The 18,311-nt window shown below is 62.7% G+C and carries 23 protein-coding genes, 1 tRNA gene and 1 pseudogene; 17 read left to right on the top strand and 8 right to left on the bottom strand.

Translation table 11 applies throughout. The annotated features are described in order from the left end of the window. Nucleotides 1-470: hypothetical protein (locus Q1L50_RS09800; RefSeq protein ID WP_300337961.1), on the bottom strand; the 470-nt coding region annotated here is incomplete at its 3' end. A 445-nt stretch (nucleotides 471-915) separates the two neighbouring features. On the opposite strand from Q1L50_RS09800, the gene ribBA reads away from it, so the two are divergent. The 14 genes from ribBA to Q1L50_RS09730 all read left to right on the top strand — a co-directional run bounded on the left by ribBA (nucleotide 916) and on the right by Q1L50_RS09730 (nucleotide 11,220). Beyond that, nucleotides 916-2,049: a bifunctional 3,4-dihydroxy-2-butanone-4-phosphate synthase/GTP cyclohydrolase II gene (ribBA, locus tag Q1L50_RS09795; RefSeq protein WP_300337960.1), complete on the top strand. Its 1,134-nt coding sequence runs from the start codon at nucleotides 916-918 to the stop codon at nucleotides 2,047-2,049. Further along, a complete protein-coding gene (gene ribH, locus Q1L50_RS09790) occupies nucleotides 2,049-2,573 on the top strand; it encodes a 6,7-dimethyl-8-ribityllumazine synthase (protein ID WP_300337958.1) in 525 nt (174 codons plus the stop codon). Before ribBA ends, ribH begins: the two co-directional genes overlap by 1 nt. After that, complete coding sequence (nusB, locus tag Q1L50_RS09785) at nucleotides 2,570-3,067, top strand: transcription antitermination factor NusB (protein ID WP_300337957.1); 498 nt, start codon at nucleotides 2,570-2,572, stop codon at nucleotides 3,065-3,067. The genes ribH and nusB overlap by 4 nt, the downstream gene beginning before the upstream one ends. A gap of 51 nt (nucleotides 3,068-3,118) precedes the next feature. Next, the gene (gene thiL, locus Q1L50_RS09780; RefSeq protein ID WP_300337955.1) at nucleotides 3,119-4,078 is read left to right on the top strand and encodes a thiamine-phosphate kinase; all 960 of its coding nucleotides are present in this window, start codon (nucleotides 3,119-3,121) and stop codon (nucleotides 4,076-4,078) included. Then, nucleotides 4,065-4,556, top strand: a complete 492-nt coding sequence (locus tag Q1L50_RS09775) for a phosphatidylglycerophosphatase A (RefSeq protein ID WP_300337963.1) — start codon at nucleotides 4,065-4,067, stop codon at nucleotides 4,554-4,556. Before thiL ends, Q1L50_RS09775 begins: the two co-directional genes overlap by 14 nt. After that, nucleotides 4,553-5,062: a CinA family protein gene (locus Q1L50_RS09770; RefSeq protein WP_300337954.1), complete on the top strand. Its 510-nt coding sequence runs from the start codon at nucleotides 4,553-4,555 to the stop codon at nucleotides 5,060-5,062. Before Q1L50_RS09775 ends, Q1L50_RS09770 begins: the two co-directional genes overlap by 4 nt. Before the next feature lie 233 nt (nucleotides 5,063-5,295). Continuing rightward, a complete protein-coding gene (gene recA, locus Q1L50_RS09765) occupies nucleotides 5,296-6,315 on the top strand; it encodes a recombinase RecA (RefSeq protein WP_300337952.1) in 1,020 nt (339 codons plus the stop codon). Nucleotides 6,316-6,325: 10 nt separating this feature from the next. Further along, nucleotides 6,326-6,775 (top strand): recombination regulator RecX, encoded by a 450-nt coding sequence (gene recX / locus Q1L50_RS09760; RefSeq protein ID WP_300337951.1) that lies wholly within the window; start codon nucleotides 6,326-6,328, stop codon nucleotides 6,773-6,775. 3 nt (nucleotides 6,776-6,778) lie between these two features. Then, nucleotides 6,779-7,522, top strand: a complete 744-nt coding sequence (gene lptB, locus Q1L50_RS09755) for an LPS export ABC transporter ATP-binding protein (RefSeq protein ID WP_300337949.1) — start codon at nucleotides 6,779-6,781, stop codon at nucleotides 7,520-7,522. An 83-nt stretch (nucleotides 7,523-7,605) separates the two neighbouring features. Further along, on the top strand, nucleotides 7,606-9,021 hold the full coding sequence (locus Q1L50_RS09750; protein ID WP_300337947.1) for an RNA polymerase factor sigma-54: 1,416 nt from the start codon (nucleotides 7,606-7,608) through the stop codon (nucleotides 9,019-9,021). A gap of 18 nt (nucleotides 9,022-9,039) precedes the next feature. After that, nucleotides 9,040-9,366, top strand: coding sequence for a ribosome-associated translation inhibitor RaiA (gene raiA, locus Q1L50_RS09745; protein WP_300337945.1), 327 nt, complete (start codon nucleotides 9,040-9,042; stop codon nucleotides 9,364-9,366). 106 nt (nucleotides 9,367-9,472) lie between these two features. Beyond that, nucleotides 9,473-9,925 carry a PTS IIA-like nitrogen regulatory protein PtsN gene (ptsN, locus tag Q1L50_RS09740; RefSeq protein ID WP_300337943.1) on the top strand — a complete coding sequence of 151 codons (453 nt, stop codon included), beginning with the start codon at nucleotides 9,473-9,475 and terminating at the stop codon, nucleotides 9,923-9,925. Beyond that, nucleotides 9,922-10,866 carry an HPr(Ser) kinase/phosphatase gene (gene hprK / locus Q1L50_RS09735; RefSeq protein WP_300337941.1) on the top strand — a complete coding sequence of 315 codons (945 nt, stop codon included), beginning with the start codon at nucleotides 9,922-9,924 and terminating at the stop codon, nucleotides 10,864-10,866. Before ptsN ends, hprK begins: the two co-directional genes overlap by 4 nt. A gap of 45 nt (nucleotides 10,867-10,911) precedes the next feature. Further along, complete coding sequence (locus tag Q1L50_RS09730; RefSeq protein ID WP_300337939.1) at nucleotides 10,912-11,220, top strand: PsiF family protein; 309 nt, start codon at nucleotides 10,912-10,914, stop codon at nucleotides 11,218-11,220. Nucleotides 11,221-11,316: 96 nt separating this feature from the next. Here Q1L50_RS09730 and Q1L50_RS09725 read toward each other — a convergent pair whose 3' ends face one another. After that, nucleotides 11,317-11,658 carry a hypothetical protein gene (locus Q1L50_RS09725; protein WP_300337938.1) on the bottom strand — a complete coding sequence of 114 codons (342 nt, stop codon included), beginning with the start codon at nucleotides 11,656-11,658 and terminating at the stop codon, nucleotides 11,317-11,319. An 85-nt stretch (nucleotides 11,659-11,743) separates the two neighbouring features. Between Q1L50_RS09725 and Q1L50_RS09720 the strand changes: the two genes are divergently transcribed. Beyond that, on the top strand, nucleotides 11,744-12,913 hold the full coding sequence (locus Q1L50_RS09720; RefSeq protein ID WP_300337936.1) for a UbiH/UbiF family hydroxylase: 1,170 nt from the start codon (nucleotides 11,744-11,746) through the stop codon (nucleotides 12,911-12,913). Nucleotides 12,914-12,944: 31 nt separating this feature from the next. Then, on the top strand, nucleotides 12,945-13,658 hold the full coding sequence (locus tag Q1L50_RS09715) for a DsbC family protein (protein WP_300337935.1): 714 nt from the start codon (nucleotides 12,945-12,947) through the stop codon (nucleotides 13,656-13,658). A gap of 58 nt (nucleotides 13,659-13,716) precedes the next feature. Here the strand turns inward: Q1L50_RS09715 and Q1L50_RS09710 are convergent, their stop codons facing one another. From Q1L50_RS09710 to Q1L50_RS09695, 4 genes are all read right to left on the bottom strand, one after another. Next, on the bottom strand, nucleotides 13,717-14,451 hold the full coding sequence (locus Q1L50_RS09710) for a serine protease (protein ID WP_300337934.1): 735 nt from the start codon (nucleotides 14,449-14,451) through the stop codon (nucleotides 13,717-13,719). Nucleotides 14,452-14,546: 95 nt separating this feature from the next. Further along, nucleotides 14,547-15,023 (bottom strand): hypothetical protein, encoded by a 477-nt coding sequence (locus tag Q1L50_RS09705; protein ID WP_300337932.1) that lies wholly within the window; start codon nucleotides 15,021-15,023, stop codon nucleotides 14,547-14,549. A gap of 435 nt (nucleotides 15,024-15,458) precedes the next feature. Continuing rightward, nucleotides 15,459-15,890 (bottom strand): c-type cytochrome, encoded by a 432-nt coding sequence (locus Q1L50_RS09700; RefSeq protein WP_300337931.1) that lies wholly within the window; start codon nucleotides 15,888-15,890, stop codon nucleotides 15,459-15,461. Between the two features lie 322 nt (nucleotides 15,891-16,212). Beyond that, a tRNA-Arg gene (locus tag Q1L50_RS09695) sits at nucleotides 16,213-16,289 on the bottom strand. A 114-nt stretch (nucleotides 16,290-16,403) separates the two neighbouring features. Here Q1L50_RS09695 and Q1L50_RS09690 point away from each other — a divergent pair. After that, nucleotides 16,404-16,847, top strand: a complete 444-nt coding sequence (locus tag Q1L50_RS09690; RefSeq protein ID WP_300337929.1) for a c-type cytochrome — start codon at nucleotides 16,404-16,406, stop codon at nucleotides 16,845-16,847. Between the two features lie 21 nt (nucleotides 16,848-16,868). Here the strand turns inward: Q1L50_RS09690 and Q1L50_RS09685 are convergent, their stop codons facing one another. Further along, a complete protein-coding gene (locus tag Q1L50_RS09685; RefSeq protein ID WP_300337928.1) occupies nucleotides 16,869-17,291 on the bottom strand; it encodes a DDE-type integrase/transposase/recombinase in 423 nt (140 codons plus the stop codon). 818 nt (nucleotides 17,292-18,109) lie between these two features. Further along, a pseudogene (locus Q1L50_RS09680) lies at nucleotides 18,110-18,311 on the bottom strand (integrase core domain-containing protein); the annotation flags it as partial.

The raw sequence follows: 18,311 nt of genomic DNA, 5'->3' as shown, positions 1-18,311 counted from the left end.
TCCACGGCGGCCTGGCGTTCGGCCTCGACGCGGGCGGCCTCCACGGCGGCCTGGCGTTCGGCCTCGACGCGGGCGGCTTCCACGGCGGCCTGGCGTTCGGCCTCGACGCGGGCGGCCTCCACGGCAGCCTGGCGTTCGGCCTCGACGCGGGCGGCCTCCACGGCGGCCTGGCGTTCGGCCTCGACGCGGGCGGCTTCCACGGCGGCCTGGCGTTCGGCCTCGACGCGGGCGGCTTCCACGGCGGCCTGGCGTTCGGCCTCGACGCGGGCGGCTTCCACGGCGGCCTGGCGCTCGGCCTCGACGCGGGCGGCCTCCACGGCGGCCTCGCGTTCCGCCTCGCGCGCGGCTTCCTCACTGGCTTCCCTGGCCGCTTGCTGGCCTGCGGAGCGACGCGCCTGGAAGAAACGCAACAGGAGAAACGCCGCCACCGCAATCGCGGCGACCAGCAGCAAGCTCTGATTGATGGTCATTGCACTGATCCTTCGCCTTTCTTGTGTTTACCAGCAGCGGAAGGTGCCGATGCGCACCCGGTCATTGCTCCACCTGGCCCTCAATACTCCTGCTTCATCGTTGCCGAGCATGATAAAACGAAAAAATGTTCTCTTGGAAGATCGATTGGCCGACGCCTGGCGGCTGCGGCGCTGAGGCGACGCCAGTAATTCCGCCGCGCTTCCAGCTTGCGGTGCTCTGGTGTCGGTTCGGTGTTGCATGGCGGTCCGACCTGGAACCTGAGAGAATGGCGGGCTCGGGACCGATCTTCGTGGACTTGAACGACGTCTTGTCGCTCGCGGACTAGGGACTTGAGAACGGCACCAGCGCTGACCGATGCGCTGCGACGACTCGGCAGGCGTCGCTGGGCACCGACGAGGCGCGAGCCCAATTGCGCGGAATAATACTGGCGCGGAGGACGATTGTATGGCACCACAGAGCACATCTGGCGACGTCGCACCGATCGAGGAAGTCATCGTCGAAATGCGCGCCGGACGGATGGTCGTCCTGGTTGATGAGGAAGACCGTGAGAACGAGGGCGATCTGATCCTCGCGGCCGAGCACGTCACTCCCGAAGCGATCAACTTCATGGCCCGTTTTGGCCGCGGCCTGATTTGCCTGACGCTGACCGAGGCCCGCTGCCGGCAACTGGGTCTGACGCAAATGGCGCGCGACAACAAGAGCCCTTACAGTACCGCGTTCACGGTTTCCATCGAAGCTGCCGAAGGCGTCACCACCGGCATCTCGGCGCAAGACCGCGCGCTGACCATCAAGGCAGCGGTGGCCAGGAACGCTCGACCCGAAGACATCGTGCAGCCCGGCCATGTCTTTCCGATCATGGCCCGCGCGGGTGGGGTGCTGGTGCGTGCCGGTCATACCGAAGCCGGTTGCGATCTGGCCCTGCTGGCCGGCCTAGAGCCCGCTGCGGTGATTTGCGAGATCCTCAACGAGGATGGCAGCATGGCTCGCCTGCGCGATCTGGTCGACTTTGCCCAGCAGCATGGTCTCAAGATCGGTACCATCGCCGACCTCATTCATTACCGCAGCCGGCACGAGACGCTGATCGAGCGCACGCTGTCGAAACCGGTCCAGTCTGCGCATGGCGAGTTCATGCTGCACGCTTATACCGACTGTACGTCGGACGAAGTGCATCTGGTGTTGACCAAGGGCGAGATTCATCCGGACCGGGAGACGCTGGTGCGGGTGCACGAGCCGCTCTCGGTGGTCGACTTCCTTGATCCGGGCGGTGGTCGACATACCTTTTCTCTCGACGTGGCGCAGGCCGCGCTGGCGCGTGTCGAGGCCGGGGTGATCGTCCTGCTGCACCGTCCCGAAAGTGGTCAGGACATCCTGGCGATGCTCCGTGAGCCAGTGGCCACCAAGCGTCCGGCGGCGCGCTGGGATCCCCGCATCTACGGTATCGGGGCGCAAATTCTTCGCGATCTCGGAGTAGGCAAGATGAAACTGCTCTCGAGTCCGCGTCGGATGCCGAGCATGACCGGCTTCGACCTCCAGGTCACCGGCTACATCGCCAGCTTGACCGACTTTGAAAGGCTATGATGAGCACCCGGAATACACTCGAACAGGCTTGGCAAGCGTCTGCCACAGCGCGCTCCGGAGATCTCCGCGAGTACGAGGCGCTGCTGCGCGGTGATGAACTGGCGATCGGCGTGGTCATGAGCCGCTTCAGCCAGGAGGTCGGCGAAGGGCTGCTCAGCGCCTGTACCAGCGAGCTCAAACGCCTTGGTGTCCCCGGCAGCGGGATTACCCTGGCCACTGTCCCGGGGGCTCTGGAAATCCCGCTGACCCTGCAGGCGATGGCGCGCAGTGGGCGTTTTGACGCACTGATCGCGCTGGGCGCAGTCATCCGCGGCGAAACCTATCACTTCGAGGTGGTCGCCAACGACTCGTGCCGGGCGCTGATGGAAGTGCAACTGGACAGTGGCGTGCCGGTTGCTAATGGCATTCTGACTTGCGAAGACGACGATCAGGCGCTGGTCCGCATGCATCAGAAGGGTCGCGACTGTGCGCGCGTGGCGGTCGAGATGGCCAATCTGCTGGCTGCCATCAAGGAGCAATCGTGAAACCCGGAAACCCTCGGAGGACGCTGGGCGGCGAGCTGGTAACCGTCAGATCGCCACGCCGCCGAGCGCGCGAGTTCGCCTTGCAGGGGCTCTACCAGTGGCAGTTGAGCGGCAACGACGAAGCGGCGATCGAATCACACCTGGGTGATGTAGACGAGTTCGACAAGGCCGACCGTGAGTTCTTCGTAAAGTTGCTGCGCGGTGTCCTCGTCCAGCGCAAGGAACTGCAGGGGCAACTGCAAGCCTATCTCGACCGGCCCTTCGGCGAATTGTCTCCGATCGAGGCGTGTATTCTGCTGGCCGGAGCCTTCGAGCTGCGCAACTACCCGCAGACACCGTACCGGGTGATCATCAACGAGTCGATCGAACTGGCCAAGGCTTACGGCGGGACCGACGGCCACAAGTACGTCAACGGCGTGCTCGACAAACTCGCCGCCAGTTTGCGTCCGGCTGAGGTCGAAGCCAAGCGTGCCGCCCGCGCGAAAGCGCGCTGAGCCGTGGCGCCAAGCGAACTGGTGGGCGGTCGGAGGGGCAGGGAAGCGACAATGCCCAGCGAGTTTGAGCTGATCCGGCGCTATTTCGCCGGACCGACGCCACAGGCGGTCCTCGGCCCGGGTGACGATTGCGCGCTGCTCGCTCCCACGGCGGGATGCGAACTGGCGATCAGTACCGACATGCTGGTCGCGGGAACGCATTTTCTCGCTGACACCGATCCCTGTCAGCTCGGCTGGAAGGCGCTGGCGGTCAACCTCTCGGACCTGGCGGCGATGGGTGCCGTTCCGCGCTGGGCCCTGCTGGCCTGCAGTCTGCCCGACGCGCGGCCGGCGTGGTTGGAGTCTTTTTCGCAAGGGCTCCATCGCTGCGCCAGCCGCTACGGCGTCGATCTGGTCGGTGGCGATACGACGCGCGGCCCGCTTAACCTTTGCCTCACGGTGCTCGGAGAGGTGCCGGCTGGCGCCGCTCTTCGTCGTGACCGCGCGGTGGCCGGTGACGACCTCTGGGTGTCGGGACAACCGGGTCTGGCGGCCCTGGGTCTGGCGCAGCTGCAGGGCCAGGTCGGTCTCAGCGAAGTCCTGAGCATGCGTTGCCTGGCTGCCTTGCAACAACCCCTGCCACGCGTCGAGCTGGGGCTCGAACTTCGCCGCCGGCTTCTGGCGCATGCGGCCATCGACGTCTCGGACGGCCTGCTTGCGGACCTTGGACACGTCCTCGAACGGTCGGGCGTCGGTGCCGAGGTGTTTGCCGCACAGTTGCCATCATTGCCCGCGGGAGTCGACCCGGGGCTCGCTCGTGCGTGTCAGCTGACCGGTGGCGATGACTACGAGCTGGTCTTCTCCGCGTCGCCGGACAAGCGTTGCGAGCTTGCCGCGCTCGCCGCCGAGCTCGACCTGCCGCTCTGGCGTTGCGGCCGGATCGTCGCCGCCTCCGCCGACCGCCTGACGCTGCTCGACGAGATGGGGCAGGCCCTGGCCATCAACGGCAAAGGATTCGATCACTTTGGCTAGCGTACCTTCGCTGCGATTCCTCCTTGCCCATCCCGCGCATCTGGTCGCCTGCGGCTTCGGGAGCGGGCTGTCACCGTGGGCGCCAGGAACCTTCGGTACGCTCTTCGCCTGGGCTTCGTTCCCGCTGCTGCGTTCGTCGATGAGTGACTTCGAACTACTCGGTTTGCTGGCCTTCTGCTTTGCTGGCGGGGTCCTGGCGGTGCACAAGACGGGCGTCGATCTGGGGGTGATCGACCACGGCAGCATCGTCTGGGACGAGATCGTCCCCTTCTGGCTGGTGTTGCTGTTCTGCCCCACGAACTGGTTATGGCAGACCATGGCCTTCTGTCTGTTCCGTTTCTTCGATATCAGCAAACCGCAACCGGCGCGTTACTTCGACGAGCAGGTAAAGAACGGTTTCGGCGTGATGACCGACGATTTGGTGGCTGCGGCCTACACCTTGCTGGTGTTGGCGGTCCTGCGTTTCGTCCTGGTATGAGCGCCTACGACCAACGGTCGCTCGAAACGCTTGCCGCCCAAGTCGGCCGCCTGCTGGTCGCCAGCGAGGAACTCCTGGCGACCGCCGAATCGTGCACCGGGGGCTGGCTGGGGCAGTGTCTGACCGCGATTGCCGGCAGTTCCCGATGGTTCGACCGCGGCTTCATCACCTATTCGAACAACGCCAAGAGCGAAATTCTCGGCGTCGGCGACGACATCCTCGCGGCGCAGGGGGCGGTATCTGAGGCGACCGCCGCCGCCATGGCGCTGGGCGCTCTGCGCCGCAGCCATGCGGCGTGGGCCGTGGCCATTACCGGGATCGCTGGTCCGGACGGCGGGTCTCCGGGCCGACCGGTGGGGACTGTGTGCTTTGCCTGGGCCGGGCCGCAGGGGCGTGTGGACACCGCTAACTGTCGCTTTCAGGGCGACCGCGAGGCAGTGCGCGCGCAGTCGGTTGCGCACGCGCTGCAGGGTCTGTTGCAGCGCGCCGGCCGGGGTCTGGGCTGAGCGCGAGCCAAGCGGCTCGCGCGCTCATGGCGTGCTTCCTGGTAAATGGGACACTTGCGTACGTGGGGCTCCGCTGCAGTGGCACGACGTCGTCGCGTGCGCTCACCCGCCGGTAAGTCTGCACCCTTCTCGGCTACTGTATATAATCACAGCAGCAGGTACTGCTGATGGCGGCATGTTCAGTGCCGTCGAAAATGGGATAATTCCGCTCAATCAAGGAAAAGGGACTGGCAATGGACGACAACAAGGCGAAGGCGCTGGCAGCAGCGTTGGCCCAGATCGAAAAGCAGTTTGGCAAGGGCTCGATCATGAAGATGGGCGAAGGCAGCGTGGTGACCGACGTTCCGGTCGTTTCCACGGGCTCGCTGGGGCTGGACATCGCCTTGGGGATCGGCGGCCTGCCGCGCGGTCGGGTGGTCGAGGTTTATGGCCCGGAGTCCTCCGGCAAGACGACCTTGACGCTGCAGGTCATTGCCGAGATGCAGAAGCTCGGGGGCACGGCGGCGTTCATCGACGCCGAGCACGCGCTCGACCCGGGCTACGCGCAGAAGCTAGGGGTAAACCTGGACGAGCTGCTCATTTCGCAACCCGATACCGGCGAGCAGGCGCTGGAAATCGCCGACATGCTGGTGCGCTCGGCGAGTGTCGACGTGGTGGTGATCGATTCGGTTGCGGCGCTGGTGCCAAAGGCCGAAATTGAAGGCGAGATGGGCGATTCGCTACCCGGCCTGCAAGCGCGCCTGATGAGCCAGGCGCTGCGCAAGCTGACCGCCAACATCAACCGCACCAACACCCTGGTGATCTTCATCAACCAGATCCGGATGAAGATCGGCGTCATGTTCGGCAGTCCCGAAACCACCACCGGCGGCAATGCGCTCAAGTTCTACGCGTCGGTGCGCCTGGACATCCGCCGAATTGGTGCGATCAAGAAGGGCGACGAAGTCGTTGGCAACGAAACCCGAGTCAAGGTGGTCAAGAACAAGGTCGCACCGCCGTTCCGCGAAGCGATATTCGATATTCTCTACGGCGAGGGAACTTCGCGCGAGGGCGAGATCATCGAACTCGGGGTGCTGCACAAGCTGATCGACAAGTCGGGTTCCTGGTACGCGTACAACGGCGAAAAGATCGGGCAGGGCAAGGACAACGCGCGCGAGTATCTCAAGAGCAAGCCGCAGATTGCCCGGGAGATCGAAGAGAAGATCCGCGTGGCGGTGAACGTTCCGTCCCAGACCGCTAGAGCGACTGCCCAGTAGTGCTTCGGTGATGAACGACGCGCTGCGCGAGCGCGCTTTGCGCATGCTGGCCCGTCGCGAATACGCTCGGCTGGAGCTGTCACACAAGCTCGCACCCCACGCCGAGTCCGCAGAGGGGCTTGCAGCCTTGCTCGACGCTCTTGCGGCGAGCGGCCTGCTGTCCGACGAGCGCTATGCGGCGGGGCGGGTGACGTCTCGAGGTGCGCGTGTGGGCGACGCGCGCCTGGCTCATGAACTCCGGTCGAAGGGTGTCGCCAGCGACTTGGTGAGCACTGCCCTGAGCGGCGGCGAGGACGAACTGACAAGGGCGCGTCGCGTCTGGCAACGGAAGTTCGGGTATCGGCCCGCAAGTGTTGACGATGCCGCGGAGCGCGGTCGCCAGATGCGCTTCCTGGCGGGCAGGGGATTTTCCGGCGAAACAATCCGACGCGTACTGCGCGGTATTCTTGAAGATGATTGAAAAATGTCAGATACGCCAGATACGCGGAGCACGTTGTCTACCCGCAGCCTCAAGAAATGCTACAAGTCCCGCACCGTGGTGCACGACGTCTCGTTCGAAGTCCTCAGCGGTGAAGTTGTTGGCCTGCTCGGTCCGAACGGTGCCGGCAAGACGACCTGCTTCTACATGGTGGTTGGCCTGGTCGCTTGTGACGGGGGCGAGGTATCCCTTGACGGGGCGAAGCTGACGCACCTGCCGATGCACAAGCGCGCCCGCCTGGGCGTCTCCTACCTGCCGCAGGAGGCTTCCGTCTTTCGCAAGTTGACAGTCAGCGAAAACGTCAAGGCCGTTCTCGAACTGCAAAAGCTGGCAGTCGATGAGGTTGATGGGCGCACGGAAGATCTGCTCGAGGAACTGCATATCAGCCACCTGCGCAACAGCCCGGCGACTTCCTTGTCCGGTGGCGAACGCCGGCGGGTCGAGATCGCGCGTGCCTTGGCCACCGGGCCGCGCTTCATTCTGCTTGACGAGCCCTTTGCCGGCGTGGACCCGATCGCCGTGCTCGACATTCAGAAGATCATCGGTTTTCTCAAGGAGCGTGGCATCGGCGTGCTGATTACCGACCACAACGTTCGCGAAACTCTTGGCATCTGCGATCACGCCTACATCATCAACGAGGGCAGCGTCCTTGCCGCTGGTCGCCCGGAGGAAATCATTTATAATGAAAATGTCCGGAAGGTCTATCTGGGCGAGAATTTCCGCCTCTGACGCCAACGGCCTCTTCCGCCACAACTCGAGAACCATATGGGCTGTTTGCGCATCCCGATGAGGTGGCTTACCCGGTTCTGTAAATGAAACCGTCCCTCCAGCTCAAGCTCACCCAGCATCTCGCGTTGACCCCGCAGCTTGCGCTGTCGATCAAACTGCTGCAACTGTCGACGCTTGACCTCGAGCATGAGCTGGAAAAGTACTTGCGGGAGAACCCGCTCCTCGAACGCGACGAGATGTATGCCCAGACCGATGTCGCGCCGGGCGGCGGCAGTGGTGATGAGGCCACCAGCCCACCGACGGTAGACGAGCGCACCGAGCAGTCGTTCTCGGATGAAGAAAACTGGCCGGTGGACGAAGCGGCTCACTTCAGTTCCTCGGGTTCGTTCGACGACGAAGACAGCGACTATCAGGATGTGCAGGCAGCAACGGTTTCCTTGCGTGAGCACCTGTTGTGGCAGTTGGGCCTGATGACCCTGCCTGACCGTGACCGCGTTCTGGTGCGCTGTCTGGTTGATGCGCTGGATGACGATGGCTACCTGACGCAGTCGCTCGACGAACTCGTCGACACCATGCCTGCGGAGCTGGGAATCGAACTCGAGGAACTGCAGATTGCACTCAATCACCTGCAGCACTTCGACCCCACCGGCGTCGGCGCGCGTAGCGCGCAGGAGTGCCTGCTACTGCAGTTAGAGGCCTTGCCGGTCGATAGGACGCGCACCCTGGCCGCGGATATCGTCCGCCATTGCCTGGACCAACTGGCCAGCCACGACTTCGTCAAACTGAAGAAACACACCGGTTGTGACGACGATGCCTTGCGCGCGGCGCATCTCTTGATCTGTAGTCTCAATCCACGGCCTGGCGCACAGTTCGCCTCTTCCGACACCCGTTATGTCACCCCCGATGTAGTGGTACGCAAGCTACGCGGGCAGTGGTCGGTGAGCGTCAATTCCGACGCGTTTCCGCGCCTGCGGATCAATAGCCTTTATGCCCAGATTCTTTCCCGGCAGCGTGGGTCGGGGCTCGCGGTTCACCTTCAGGAGGCGCGCTGGCTGATCCGGAACGTGCAACAACGGTTTGACACGATCCTGCGTGTGGCGCAGGCTATCGTCGAACGTCAGCGCCAGTTCCTTGATCACGGCGAAGTGGCGATGCGTCCGCTGGTCTTGCGGGAAATCGCCGACCTCCTGGGGTTGCACGAATCGACCATCTCACGGGTCACGACACAGAAGTACATGGCAACACCGCGCGGGATCTTCGAACTGAAATACTTTTTTGGCAGCCACGTCGGCACCGAAGCTGGCGGGGCGTATTCAGCAACGGCCATTCGCGCGCTGATCAAGCAGCTGATCGGCGCCGAGGAACCGAAGAAACCACTTTCGGATAGCCAGATATCCGAAGTTCTTGGTCAGCAGGGCATTGTCGTAGCACGGCGAACGATTGCGAAGTACCGTGAAGCGCTCAGTATCCCGCCGGTCAATTTACGCAAGTCCATCTAAGGAAGAAGGAGCCACACCATGAACCTGCAAGTCAGTGGACACCACCTCGAGATTACCCCGGCCCTACGCGATTACGTTACCGGCAAGCTCGAGCGGATCACTCGGCACTTCGATAACGTGATAGACGTGAACGTGATCCTGTCGGTGGACAAACTGAAGCAGAAAGCCGAAGTCACCGTGCACCTCGCCGGCAAGGATGTCTACGTCGAATCCACCGACGAGGATCTCTACGCCGCCGTCGATGGTCTGGTCGACAAACTTGAGCGCCAGGTCCAGAAGTACAAGCAGAAGTTGCAGGATCATCATCGCGGGAGCAAGATCATCGATCACATCGTCGCTGAGTGATCGTTGTACACTCTGCGCACGGGCCAAGGGGGCCGCACTTGCCCACCAGCCCGTGCGCTTCCTTGTTTGAACTTAACCATGTCAGCCTTTTTCGGGTTTTTGTCGCATGAGCCAGATTACCCAGTTACTCCCCCTCGAAAACATCATTCTTGATCTGGACGCGAGCAGCAAGAAACGCGTCTTCGAGCACGTGGGCCTCCTTTTTGAAAACTATCTTGGCATCGCTCGCAGTACCGTGTTCGACAGTCTGTTTGCGCGCGAGAAATTGGGTTCGACTGGTCTTGGTCAGGGTGTGGCGATCCCGCACGGCCGGATCAAAGGCCTGAAAGATGCCACCGGAGCCTTCCTGCGGCTGACGGCACCAGTGGCCTTCGATTCTCCAGACGGGAAACCGGTTTCGCTGCTGTTCGTCCTGCTGGTCCCCGAGGTGGCGACTGAACAGCACTTGCAAATCCTCTCTGAACTGGCCCAGCACTTTTCGGACCGCGCTTGTCGCGAAGCCCTGTCCACTGCCGTTGACCCCAATGCTGTTCGCCAGATCTTTGCCGACGGAACATGAACGCCGCACGTCAGTTTAGTGTGGTTCAGCTGTATGAGGACCACCGTGACAAACTGAAGCTTGCCTGGGTCGTCGCAGTCGGTGTCGACCGCCAGATTGAACTCAAGGAACAGAGCAATTACGGTGCCGATGTCGTCGGCCACCTCAACCTCATTCACCCGGAGCGGCTGCAAGTCATCGGCAGGGCCGAACAAGCCTGGGCGCTACGGGTTACCCCCGAGCGCCTGCGCCAGCAGTTGCGCGAGTTGATCGTGGCCCGGCCGCCAGCGCTCATTCTTGCCGATGGCCTTGAAATCCTGCCGGCGATTCGCGACGCCTGCGAGTCGACACAGACTCCTCTGTTTGTCAGTTCGAAGCCGTGTTCCGCGGTGATCGACCTGCTGCGCATCTATCTGTCGCGTCGCCTGGCTGGTTCGACATCGATGCATGGCGTGCTGATGGACGTTTTCGGAATGGGCGTTCTGATCACCGGCGATTCCGGTGTCGGCAAGAGCGAACTGGCACTGGAATTGATCTCGCGCGGCCACGGCCTGGTTGCCGACGACGTCGTCGAACTCGCTTGTATTGCTCCGACGACGATCGAGGGGCGCTGTCCGAGCATGCTGCGCGACTATCTGGAAGTACGCGGCCTTGGCTTGCTCAACATCCGCACCATCTTCGGGGAAACAGCGTCACGTCGAAAGATGAAGCTCAAGCTGATCGCGCATTTGCAGAGGCCGCTCAGCGGTGCCGACGGGCCGCGTCTGCCGCTCGACGCGCAGTCGCAGGACATCCTCGGATTACCCATCCGCAAGGTGGTCATCCCGGTGGCTGCCGGGCGCAACATAGCTGTGCTGCTCGAAGCGGCGGTACGCAACAGCATCCTGCAGTTGCGCGGCATCGACAGCATGGGAGACTTCATCGACCGGCAGCAACAGGCGCTGCTTGACGACGACCTGTAGCAATGGCCTAATCACGGGATTTCCACAACCTGAGGAGAATTATCGATGAAAGCCATGCTTGCGCTGGTCGCTCTGGTCGTCGCCACAGGCGGCGCTCTTGCTGCTGAACAGAAGAAGGAACCCTCGGCAGCCCAGAAGGCGCAGCAGGAAAAAATGACCGCCTGCAATGCCGAGGCCAAGGGAAAGGCCTTGGCGGGCGACGAGCGCAAGACGTTCATGAGCGGCTGTCTCAAGGCGGCGCCGGTGAAGGCTTCTCAGCAGGACAAGATGAAGGCGTGTAACGCAGAAGCCGGTAGCAAGCAACTCAAGGGCGATGAGCGCAAGGCCTTCATGAGTGGGTGCCTAAAGGGCTGATCGAGCCGCGTTCGGCTGGGGTTGCGCATCGCCAGGCCAAGGTTTGGCAATCCCGCCAGTCGCCAGTCGCTTGCGCCGGCTGCTAGTCCTGTCCGGTCAGACGGCAGGCCACGTCACCACGTAACCGTGCTGGTGGCGTTTGAGCAGTGCCGCCAGGCGTTGGTCGGCTTGCCGTGGCGTTGCACAGGGGTCGCCCAAGAACGCGTTGCACGCCGCCCAACGTCCATCCGGTGTGCGCAACACGACCACCGGGCGACCGCCGTCCAGTTTGGCGATGAGGCAGTTCGAGGCGCTGCTCGGCCAGGAGGCGGTCACCAGGTTCATCGCTTCGTCGCGCGGTACGCACAAGGCGACCAGCGCGTCCAGGGGTGAATCGTGTTCGCCACAGACGACCGCAGGAAAGTAAGTGTGCCCCAGTGGCTCGGCAGACGAGTTCATTGGAGTGATCTTCTAACATTCCTGGCCGCGCTTGTAAAACCCCGGTCGTGCGGTGCGCGCCGGCGACTTCTCTGAGCCTCACTGCATGCAAGCTACAGAATTCGACGTTCTTATCGTGGGCGGTGGCCTCGCCGGCCTTTCCCTGGCTTGCGCTCTGCGCGACGCACGCCTGCGGATCGCCCTGGTCGAACAGCGACCGCCGCTCGCTCCGCCGGGTTGGGATGTGCGTGTATACGCCGTTTCGCCCGCCAACGCTGCCTTTCTGCAGGCGATTGGAGCGTGGCAGCACATGGCCGCAGAGCGTATCGCTCCGATTCACGCGATGCAGGTTTTTGGCGACGCGGGCGCGCAGCTCGATTTCTCGGCTTATCAGGCGGGCCTTCCGGAACTTGGCTGGATTCTCGAGTCATCGCTGATGGCCTGCGAACTTTGGGAGAACGTCAAGCGGCAAGGCCAGCTCACGCTGCTCTGCCCAGCCGCGCCACGAGCGCTGGAGATCGGCCCGGCTGCGGCCGTCCTCACCCTGGCCGACGGCCGGGCGGTGTCGGCGCGCTTGCTGGTCGGTGCCGACGGACGCGACTCCTGGGTTCGCGACGCGCTTGGCCTGCCGGCGATCAACACTCCCTACGGCGAAATGGGCCTGGTCGCCAATCTGGAATGCGAACGCCCGCACCGCGGTATTGCGCGGCAATGGTTCCGTGACGACGGGGTGCTGGCCTGGCTACCGATGGCCGGTAATCGCATCTCCATCGTCTGGTCCACTCCGGACGAGAACGCCCGGACGCTGCTGGCCATGCCAAGTGAAGAATTTTGTGTCCGTGTGGCTGCGGCAGGCAATTGCCAATTGGGAAGCTTCCGCCTGCTCACTCCGGCGGCAGCGTTTCCCCTGCGCCTGATGCAGGTGCCGCGGGTGGTTGCGCACCGTCTGGCGCTGATCGGCGATGCGGCACATGGCATCCACCCACTCTCCGGCCACGGGATCAACCTCGGTTACCAGGATGCCAGGGCGCTGGCCGGTGTGCTCGCCGCGACTCCCGATTGGCAGGACATCGGCAACGAGCGCCTGCTCGCTCGCTATCAGCGGCAACGCCGCGAAGAAACCCTCCTGATGCAAGCCACCACGCACGCCCTGCACAAGCTTTTCCGCCACGACTTGCCGGGCCTCAGGCCCTTGCGCAACCTCGGAATGAACCTCACCAACGCTTTGCCAGTCCTAAAAAACCTGCTCGTTCGCTACGCCATCGGCGCTTTCTGAAACGCTGGCATCCCCAACATGGAGAACCAGGATGTACAAGACCCTCGTGACAATTGCTCTCGCACTGGCCCTCAGCCCGCCCACCCGCGCCGACGAGGCCAGCGTCAAGAAAGCGCTTGAAGGCAAGCTCGGTGCCCCGGTCACCAGCGTCACCAAGACCCCCTATCTCGGGCTTTACGAAGTCTACACGGATGGCCAGATCGTCTACACCGACGAGAAGGTCTCGGCGCTACTTGTTGGCTCGCTGATCGACGGCAAGACGATGAAGAACGTGACTTCCGAGCGGATGCAGAAGCTGACGGCGATCAAGTTCTCGGAATTGCCGCTGGCGCTGGCTGTCAAGCAGGTGCGCGGCGACGGCAAGCGGGTTCTGGCTACCTTCGAGGATCCGAACTGCGGCTACTGCAAGAAGCTGGCGAAGGATATCGCCAAGCTGGACAACGTGACCATCTATACCTTCCTCTATCCGATTCTGTCGCCGGATTCGCTCGAGAAGTCCAATCAGATCTGGTGTTCGGCCGACAAGGCCAAGGCCTGGAACGACTGGATGGTCGATGGCAAGGCGCCGACCGGCAAGGGCGATTGCGATACCGCTGCGGTCAAGAAGTCCGTCGAGCTTGGCCGGAAGCTGGCGATCAACGGCACCCCGACGATCTTCTTCGGCGACGGCGAGCGCATTCCCGGCGCGGTCCCGCTGGCCAAGATCGAGCAGAAGCTCGCCCAGACGCCGACCCCGGTCAAGTAGGCGTCCGGCAGCACCGCTTGCTCGGGCGAGGACGCCGCAAGCGGGCAAACGGTTTCATTCAGCGATCGGTCAAGGTCAGCAGGATATCCGCGTACCAGGCGCAGTTGAGTCCCAGTGCCTCGTCCTGATCGGGGTCGCGCGCGCCGACATCAAGCCTTGCCGAGTGAACACCAAGCAACATCCACGGCAGGTCGTGGTGTGCCAACTCAAGTGTGGCAGCGCGCATCACTACCGGCGCACCGCTGGTTCCCCGGTGCGTGCGTGCATCGGTGAGAAAATAGCCTTCTCCCTGAAAACGCAGTCCAAACGACGAGGCAACGATCGCTTGCCGCACCACCGGCATGTGGTGGAGGTGGTCGTGGAATCCCAGCGGGAAGCCCACGACCAGCAATGAGCTGCCAACCTCGACCTGATCAAACCGGCCCGGCAGATGCCGCGGCGTGAAGGCTTGGTAGGCCATCGTTTCCGGTAGCGCCGCACGGTCGATCTCGATCACCGCCACGTCGATCTCGCCAGCGGTATCGAGACCCTGACACCAGGCTCGCTGCCGGTTGGCGCCGTACAGCGGTATCGAAAATCCGGTTGATTCGGCAATGTTGTCCCGATTGACGTGCAGTTCGATCTCGATGCGGTCCGGGAAGTGCCGGCTGGGTTCGTCGAACAGCACGTGTCGACTGGTGACCAGGAACAGCCGCCCATCGCGTTCGAAAAAAAAGCCGCTGGCGTTGGTCAGCGGTTGCTGTCGATGGAAAGTCGAGATGCGCGCAGCAGTAAGCAGGATTGATTCGATCATGGGTGGCGGTCGCCGTATGCGGTGGCGGGGCACGCAGTCGACACGGCGCACGGTGGCCGCAGGGGTTGGCTGTGGTACTCCGTCAGGCCGAGGCTTCAGCGACGGTCACGATGACCGTCATCGTAGCCGCGCCGGTCGTGCCTGGCGTCACCACGGTAGTCGCCGCTGTGCGGGTCACCGTAGCCGTTCCGGCGATAATCCCTGTAGTCTTCGCGGAGGTCGTTTCCGCGATAGTGACGAGTTCGCTGGTAACGAGGCACGTACTCGCGCTGATACCAGTTGGCGTTCACAAAATAGACTGGCTCACCGCAGGCTCCGTACGAGCGGCAGTGCTTGTTCCAGTGCTTGGCGTGCCCAGGTGGCACGTACAGATACACCGGTGGGCGGCCAACCGGGACACGCTCGACGAAGATCGGCTGCGGATAGACCAGTTGCGGCTGCGGATAGCCGCCAACGTCAATGCGACCGTAGAAGCCGGGTTGGCCGATACTTACCGATAGGCCAAGATCGGCGGCAATCGCCGGCGCGGTGGTGGAAAGCAGTGCGGCGGCGACTAGTAGTAGACGTTTCATGTTGATGCCTTTGGATGTCGAGACCCTTGCCTAACGCGCCAACCCCTTGGCCCGATGACCTGCGGTGCACAAGCGCAGCCTGTTGTTGGGTCGGCATGCTGGGCAACTGGGCAGGACTGGCGAGGGTTTCCCGGCAGAACAGCGCTGCCCACCTCCAGGTTCCGGCGATCGCCTATGGTGTGGCGGGATTTCCCGGGAGAGCCACGGGCTACCCTGATCCGGTCGGCGCCGTGAAGCGTCCGCGTGGAGGAGGCAGTAGTTCGTTCCCCTGCATCGTGACCAAGTCTCCCGGACGCGAGGCTGGGGAGCCTCCGCTGCGGAGGCGGGGTTCATGATCGGTGGTGTCCGTCGGCGATGTTTGCCGAATGGCTCGCCTGGGCGCGGGATCGTGCCGACTCAGACTCAGGCGGGTCAGAGCTACGTATTTCGGCGCGGTCAGCGAACCTGAATGCGGCTTATGTAGTCGATCAGCAGGAGAATCCGTGCGCGTACCAATGCTTGCGCATCATAGCTACCACGTCCTTCGAGATAGCGCTCGCCATCCTCAAGGCGGTATTCCCGGCCCCAGATCGGCATCTCGCGTGAGCCATGACTAGGAACGCCGATGCCTTCGATCACTTCATACAGCCGATCTGTCGGAACAACTCCCTGGTTCTTCTTCGCCAGCAGCGTGAGGTCGGGCAGACTCTTGCGCAACAGATTCGTCATCAGGCCATTCCCTTTGCCATCGGCACCATGGCAAACCGCGCAGTTCACTTCAAATTCATACTTGCCGAGATCGTTCGGCCGTTGTTGTGCGCAGGCCGCGCCGCCGTAGAGCGCCATGCCAGCAGCAACCGACACAGCTCCGATGTGTGCACGCCTCATAATGTCTCTCCTCAGCGTTGACAAGCATGGATCGCCGATGGGAGTGGACGATCCAATCCAAGCCTCAATCCTGGACCGGGCAAATCGGGATCCGTTTGACATTAGTCAAACAAAAGCAGAAGAGTTACCCGGTCAAGGTGGTGCGGGCGTTCGGGGGCGCCGTAAGGGCTCCGGCGCCGAATCCCGACTGCTCGCCGATACGGATGGGTAGCGGCCGCGGCGCCAAGCATCATCCGCACCTCCGAAAGTGAGGGCGCCGTCGCCGAACGGCGATGGTGGACGCAAGAGCGGCACCCGAGCGGTGCCCTCTTGCGTGTCATTCTGGCACGCCCGAGACGATTCGAACGTCCGACCCCTGCCTTCGGAGGGCAGTACTCTATCCAGCTGAGCTACGGGCGCGTGCGGGACGGGAAGCTTAACCGGTTTGCCGCAGGGAGTCCAGTCCGGAGCTTTGGGGCAGCTAGAAACGGCGCTACAATGGAAGCCTAATCCGCAGACAACCAAGGATCTGGCATGGCAGAAAAACAATACTCTTCGCGGGCGATCCTGATGATCACCGTCGTTATCGCGATTGTTCTGATTGTGGTCATCTGGCCGCTATCGATGGTCGGCAAGGGTAGTGTCGCGACCGGCCACAGCGATGAGGTCTATGTTCGCATCCTGCCGGTGGCCAAGGTGGAGTTGGGGAGAGTGCCTGCGGCGGCAGATGGCCGGCCGCGCGACGGCGCTGCGGTCTACAACTCCGTCTGCATGGCTTGCCATGCAAGCGGCGTAGCTGGCGCGCCGAAAGCTGGCGACAAGGCGGCGTGGGCGCCCCGAATTGCCACCGGCAGCGCTGCGCTGGTGACTAGCGTGACCAATGGCAAGGGTGCGATGCCGCCAAAGGGGGGAGGTGCCGACCTGACCGATGACGAGATCAAGGCTGCAGTCGATCATCTGGTGGGTTTGGCCAAGTAACTGAAGTTTAGACGGTAGTGGTCAAGTTATTTCGGGTACCGGGATAGGTTGTTTCTCTGCCATTTGTTGTTCATAGACCTTCGGCGGCAGGTAACCGAGTTTCGAGTGCAGGCGGATGCTGTTGCAGAAGCCGACGAGGTGGTCGATGGCGTCGCGCGTGGCCTCTGCATGGTTGGCATAGTTGTTCGGCCAGACGCGCTCCATGACGGCGTTATCCCAACAGTTGCCCTTGCGGCTCATGCTGGCTTGCAAATGATTCCGAGCGAGCAGGGTGCGGTGGGCGTCGCTGGCGTACTGGCTGCCGCGATCCGCATGCACCACCACCAGACCCACCGGCGGTTGCCGCTGGGTATTGGCCATCTGGAAAGCCGTACAGACCGGTTCGGCAGGCATGTTTGGGGCCATCGCCCAGCCCACGATGCTGCGCGAAAACAGGTCCAGCATGGCGGCCAGGTACAACCAGCCGCTACCGTGTGGCTGTAGGTGATGTCCGAGACCCAGGCGGTATTCGCTTTGGCCGGTTCGAACTGCCGGTTGAGCAGTTCGTCTGCCATCGGCAGGGCATGGTGACTGTCGGTGGTGTGGATGACCTCGCGTTTCCAGACGGGTCGTAGTCCGTTGATTCTCATCAGCGTTCGGAGACGGTGCCGACCGCTGGGCCGGCCATGTGCAATCAACGCTTGCTGCAAGCGCCGGCTGCCATCGCTTTGCTCGGAGGCCGCAAAAGCCGTCTTCAAATCAACCTTTGCCGCACAAAACGCTGGCGGACTTTCTCGCCCGTGCGGCGGCGGCGTAGTACCCCGAGCGACTGACGCCGAGCGCGGGGCGCAGCGGCGCTACTCCGGTGGCCTTCTCTGCCGACTGATCGATGCATTGGTGGATCATCGCAGTTCTCGGGCAACGAAGGGCGACACTGTTCTTAACAGGTCATTGCCCTGACCGAGTTGGCGGTATAGTGGTCCCTGGAAATCAGACAGTGGTTTAAGCTGTGCTCCGTCATAGGGAGCGAGAAACGATGAGTGAAGCAACTACCCGGAAGGTACATACGCCGGAGTTCAAGGCCAAGGTTGGTCTGGAGGTAAAGTGGTCCCCATAGTCAAGACAAATATCAGGCCAGTTTAAGTTGTGCAGTTGACTTCGCTAGCAGCTGAACGGCGCTGCGCCGGTGTTGCCTTTGACTCTGTTTTTGATGCTGTCGTTGACTTTGCTTCTGCGGGTGGGGAATCGCCTGTGGAGCGTAGCGGAACAGGCGATTCCCCACCCGCGCCGCCAAACTTGTCGAGGATCAACGCCCCGCCACCGATGCCGTTTCGATAGACGGCTGCGGGTGCCGCGTTGCCCAGCGACTGGTGCGGACGCTCAGCGTTGTAGAAGGCAAAATACTCGGCCAGGCCAACCATCAGTTCGCCCATCGTGGCATAGCCCTTCAGATACACGTCCTCGTACTTGACGCTGCGCCAGAGG

Source organism: Accumulibacter sp. (genome assembly GCF_029255145.1).
Taxonomy (GTDB): Bacteria; Pseudomonadota; Gammaproteobacteria; order Burkholderiales; family Rhodocyclaceae; genus Accumulibacter.
This window is presented reverse-complemented; position numbering and strand designations above follow the sequence as displayed.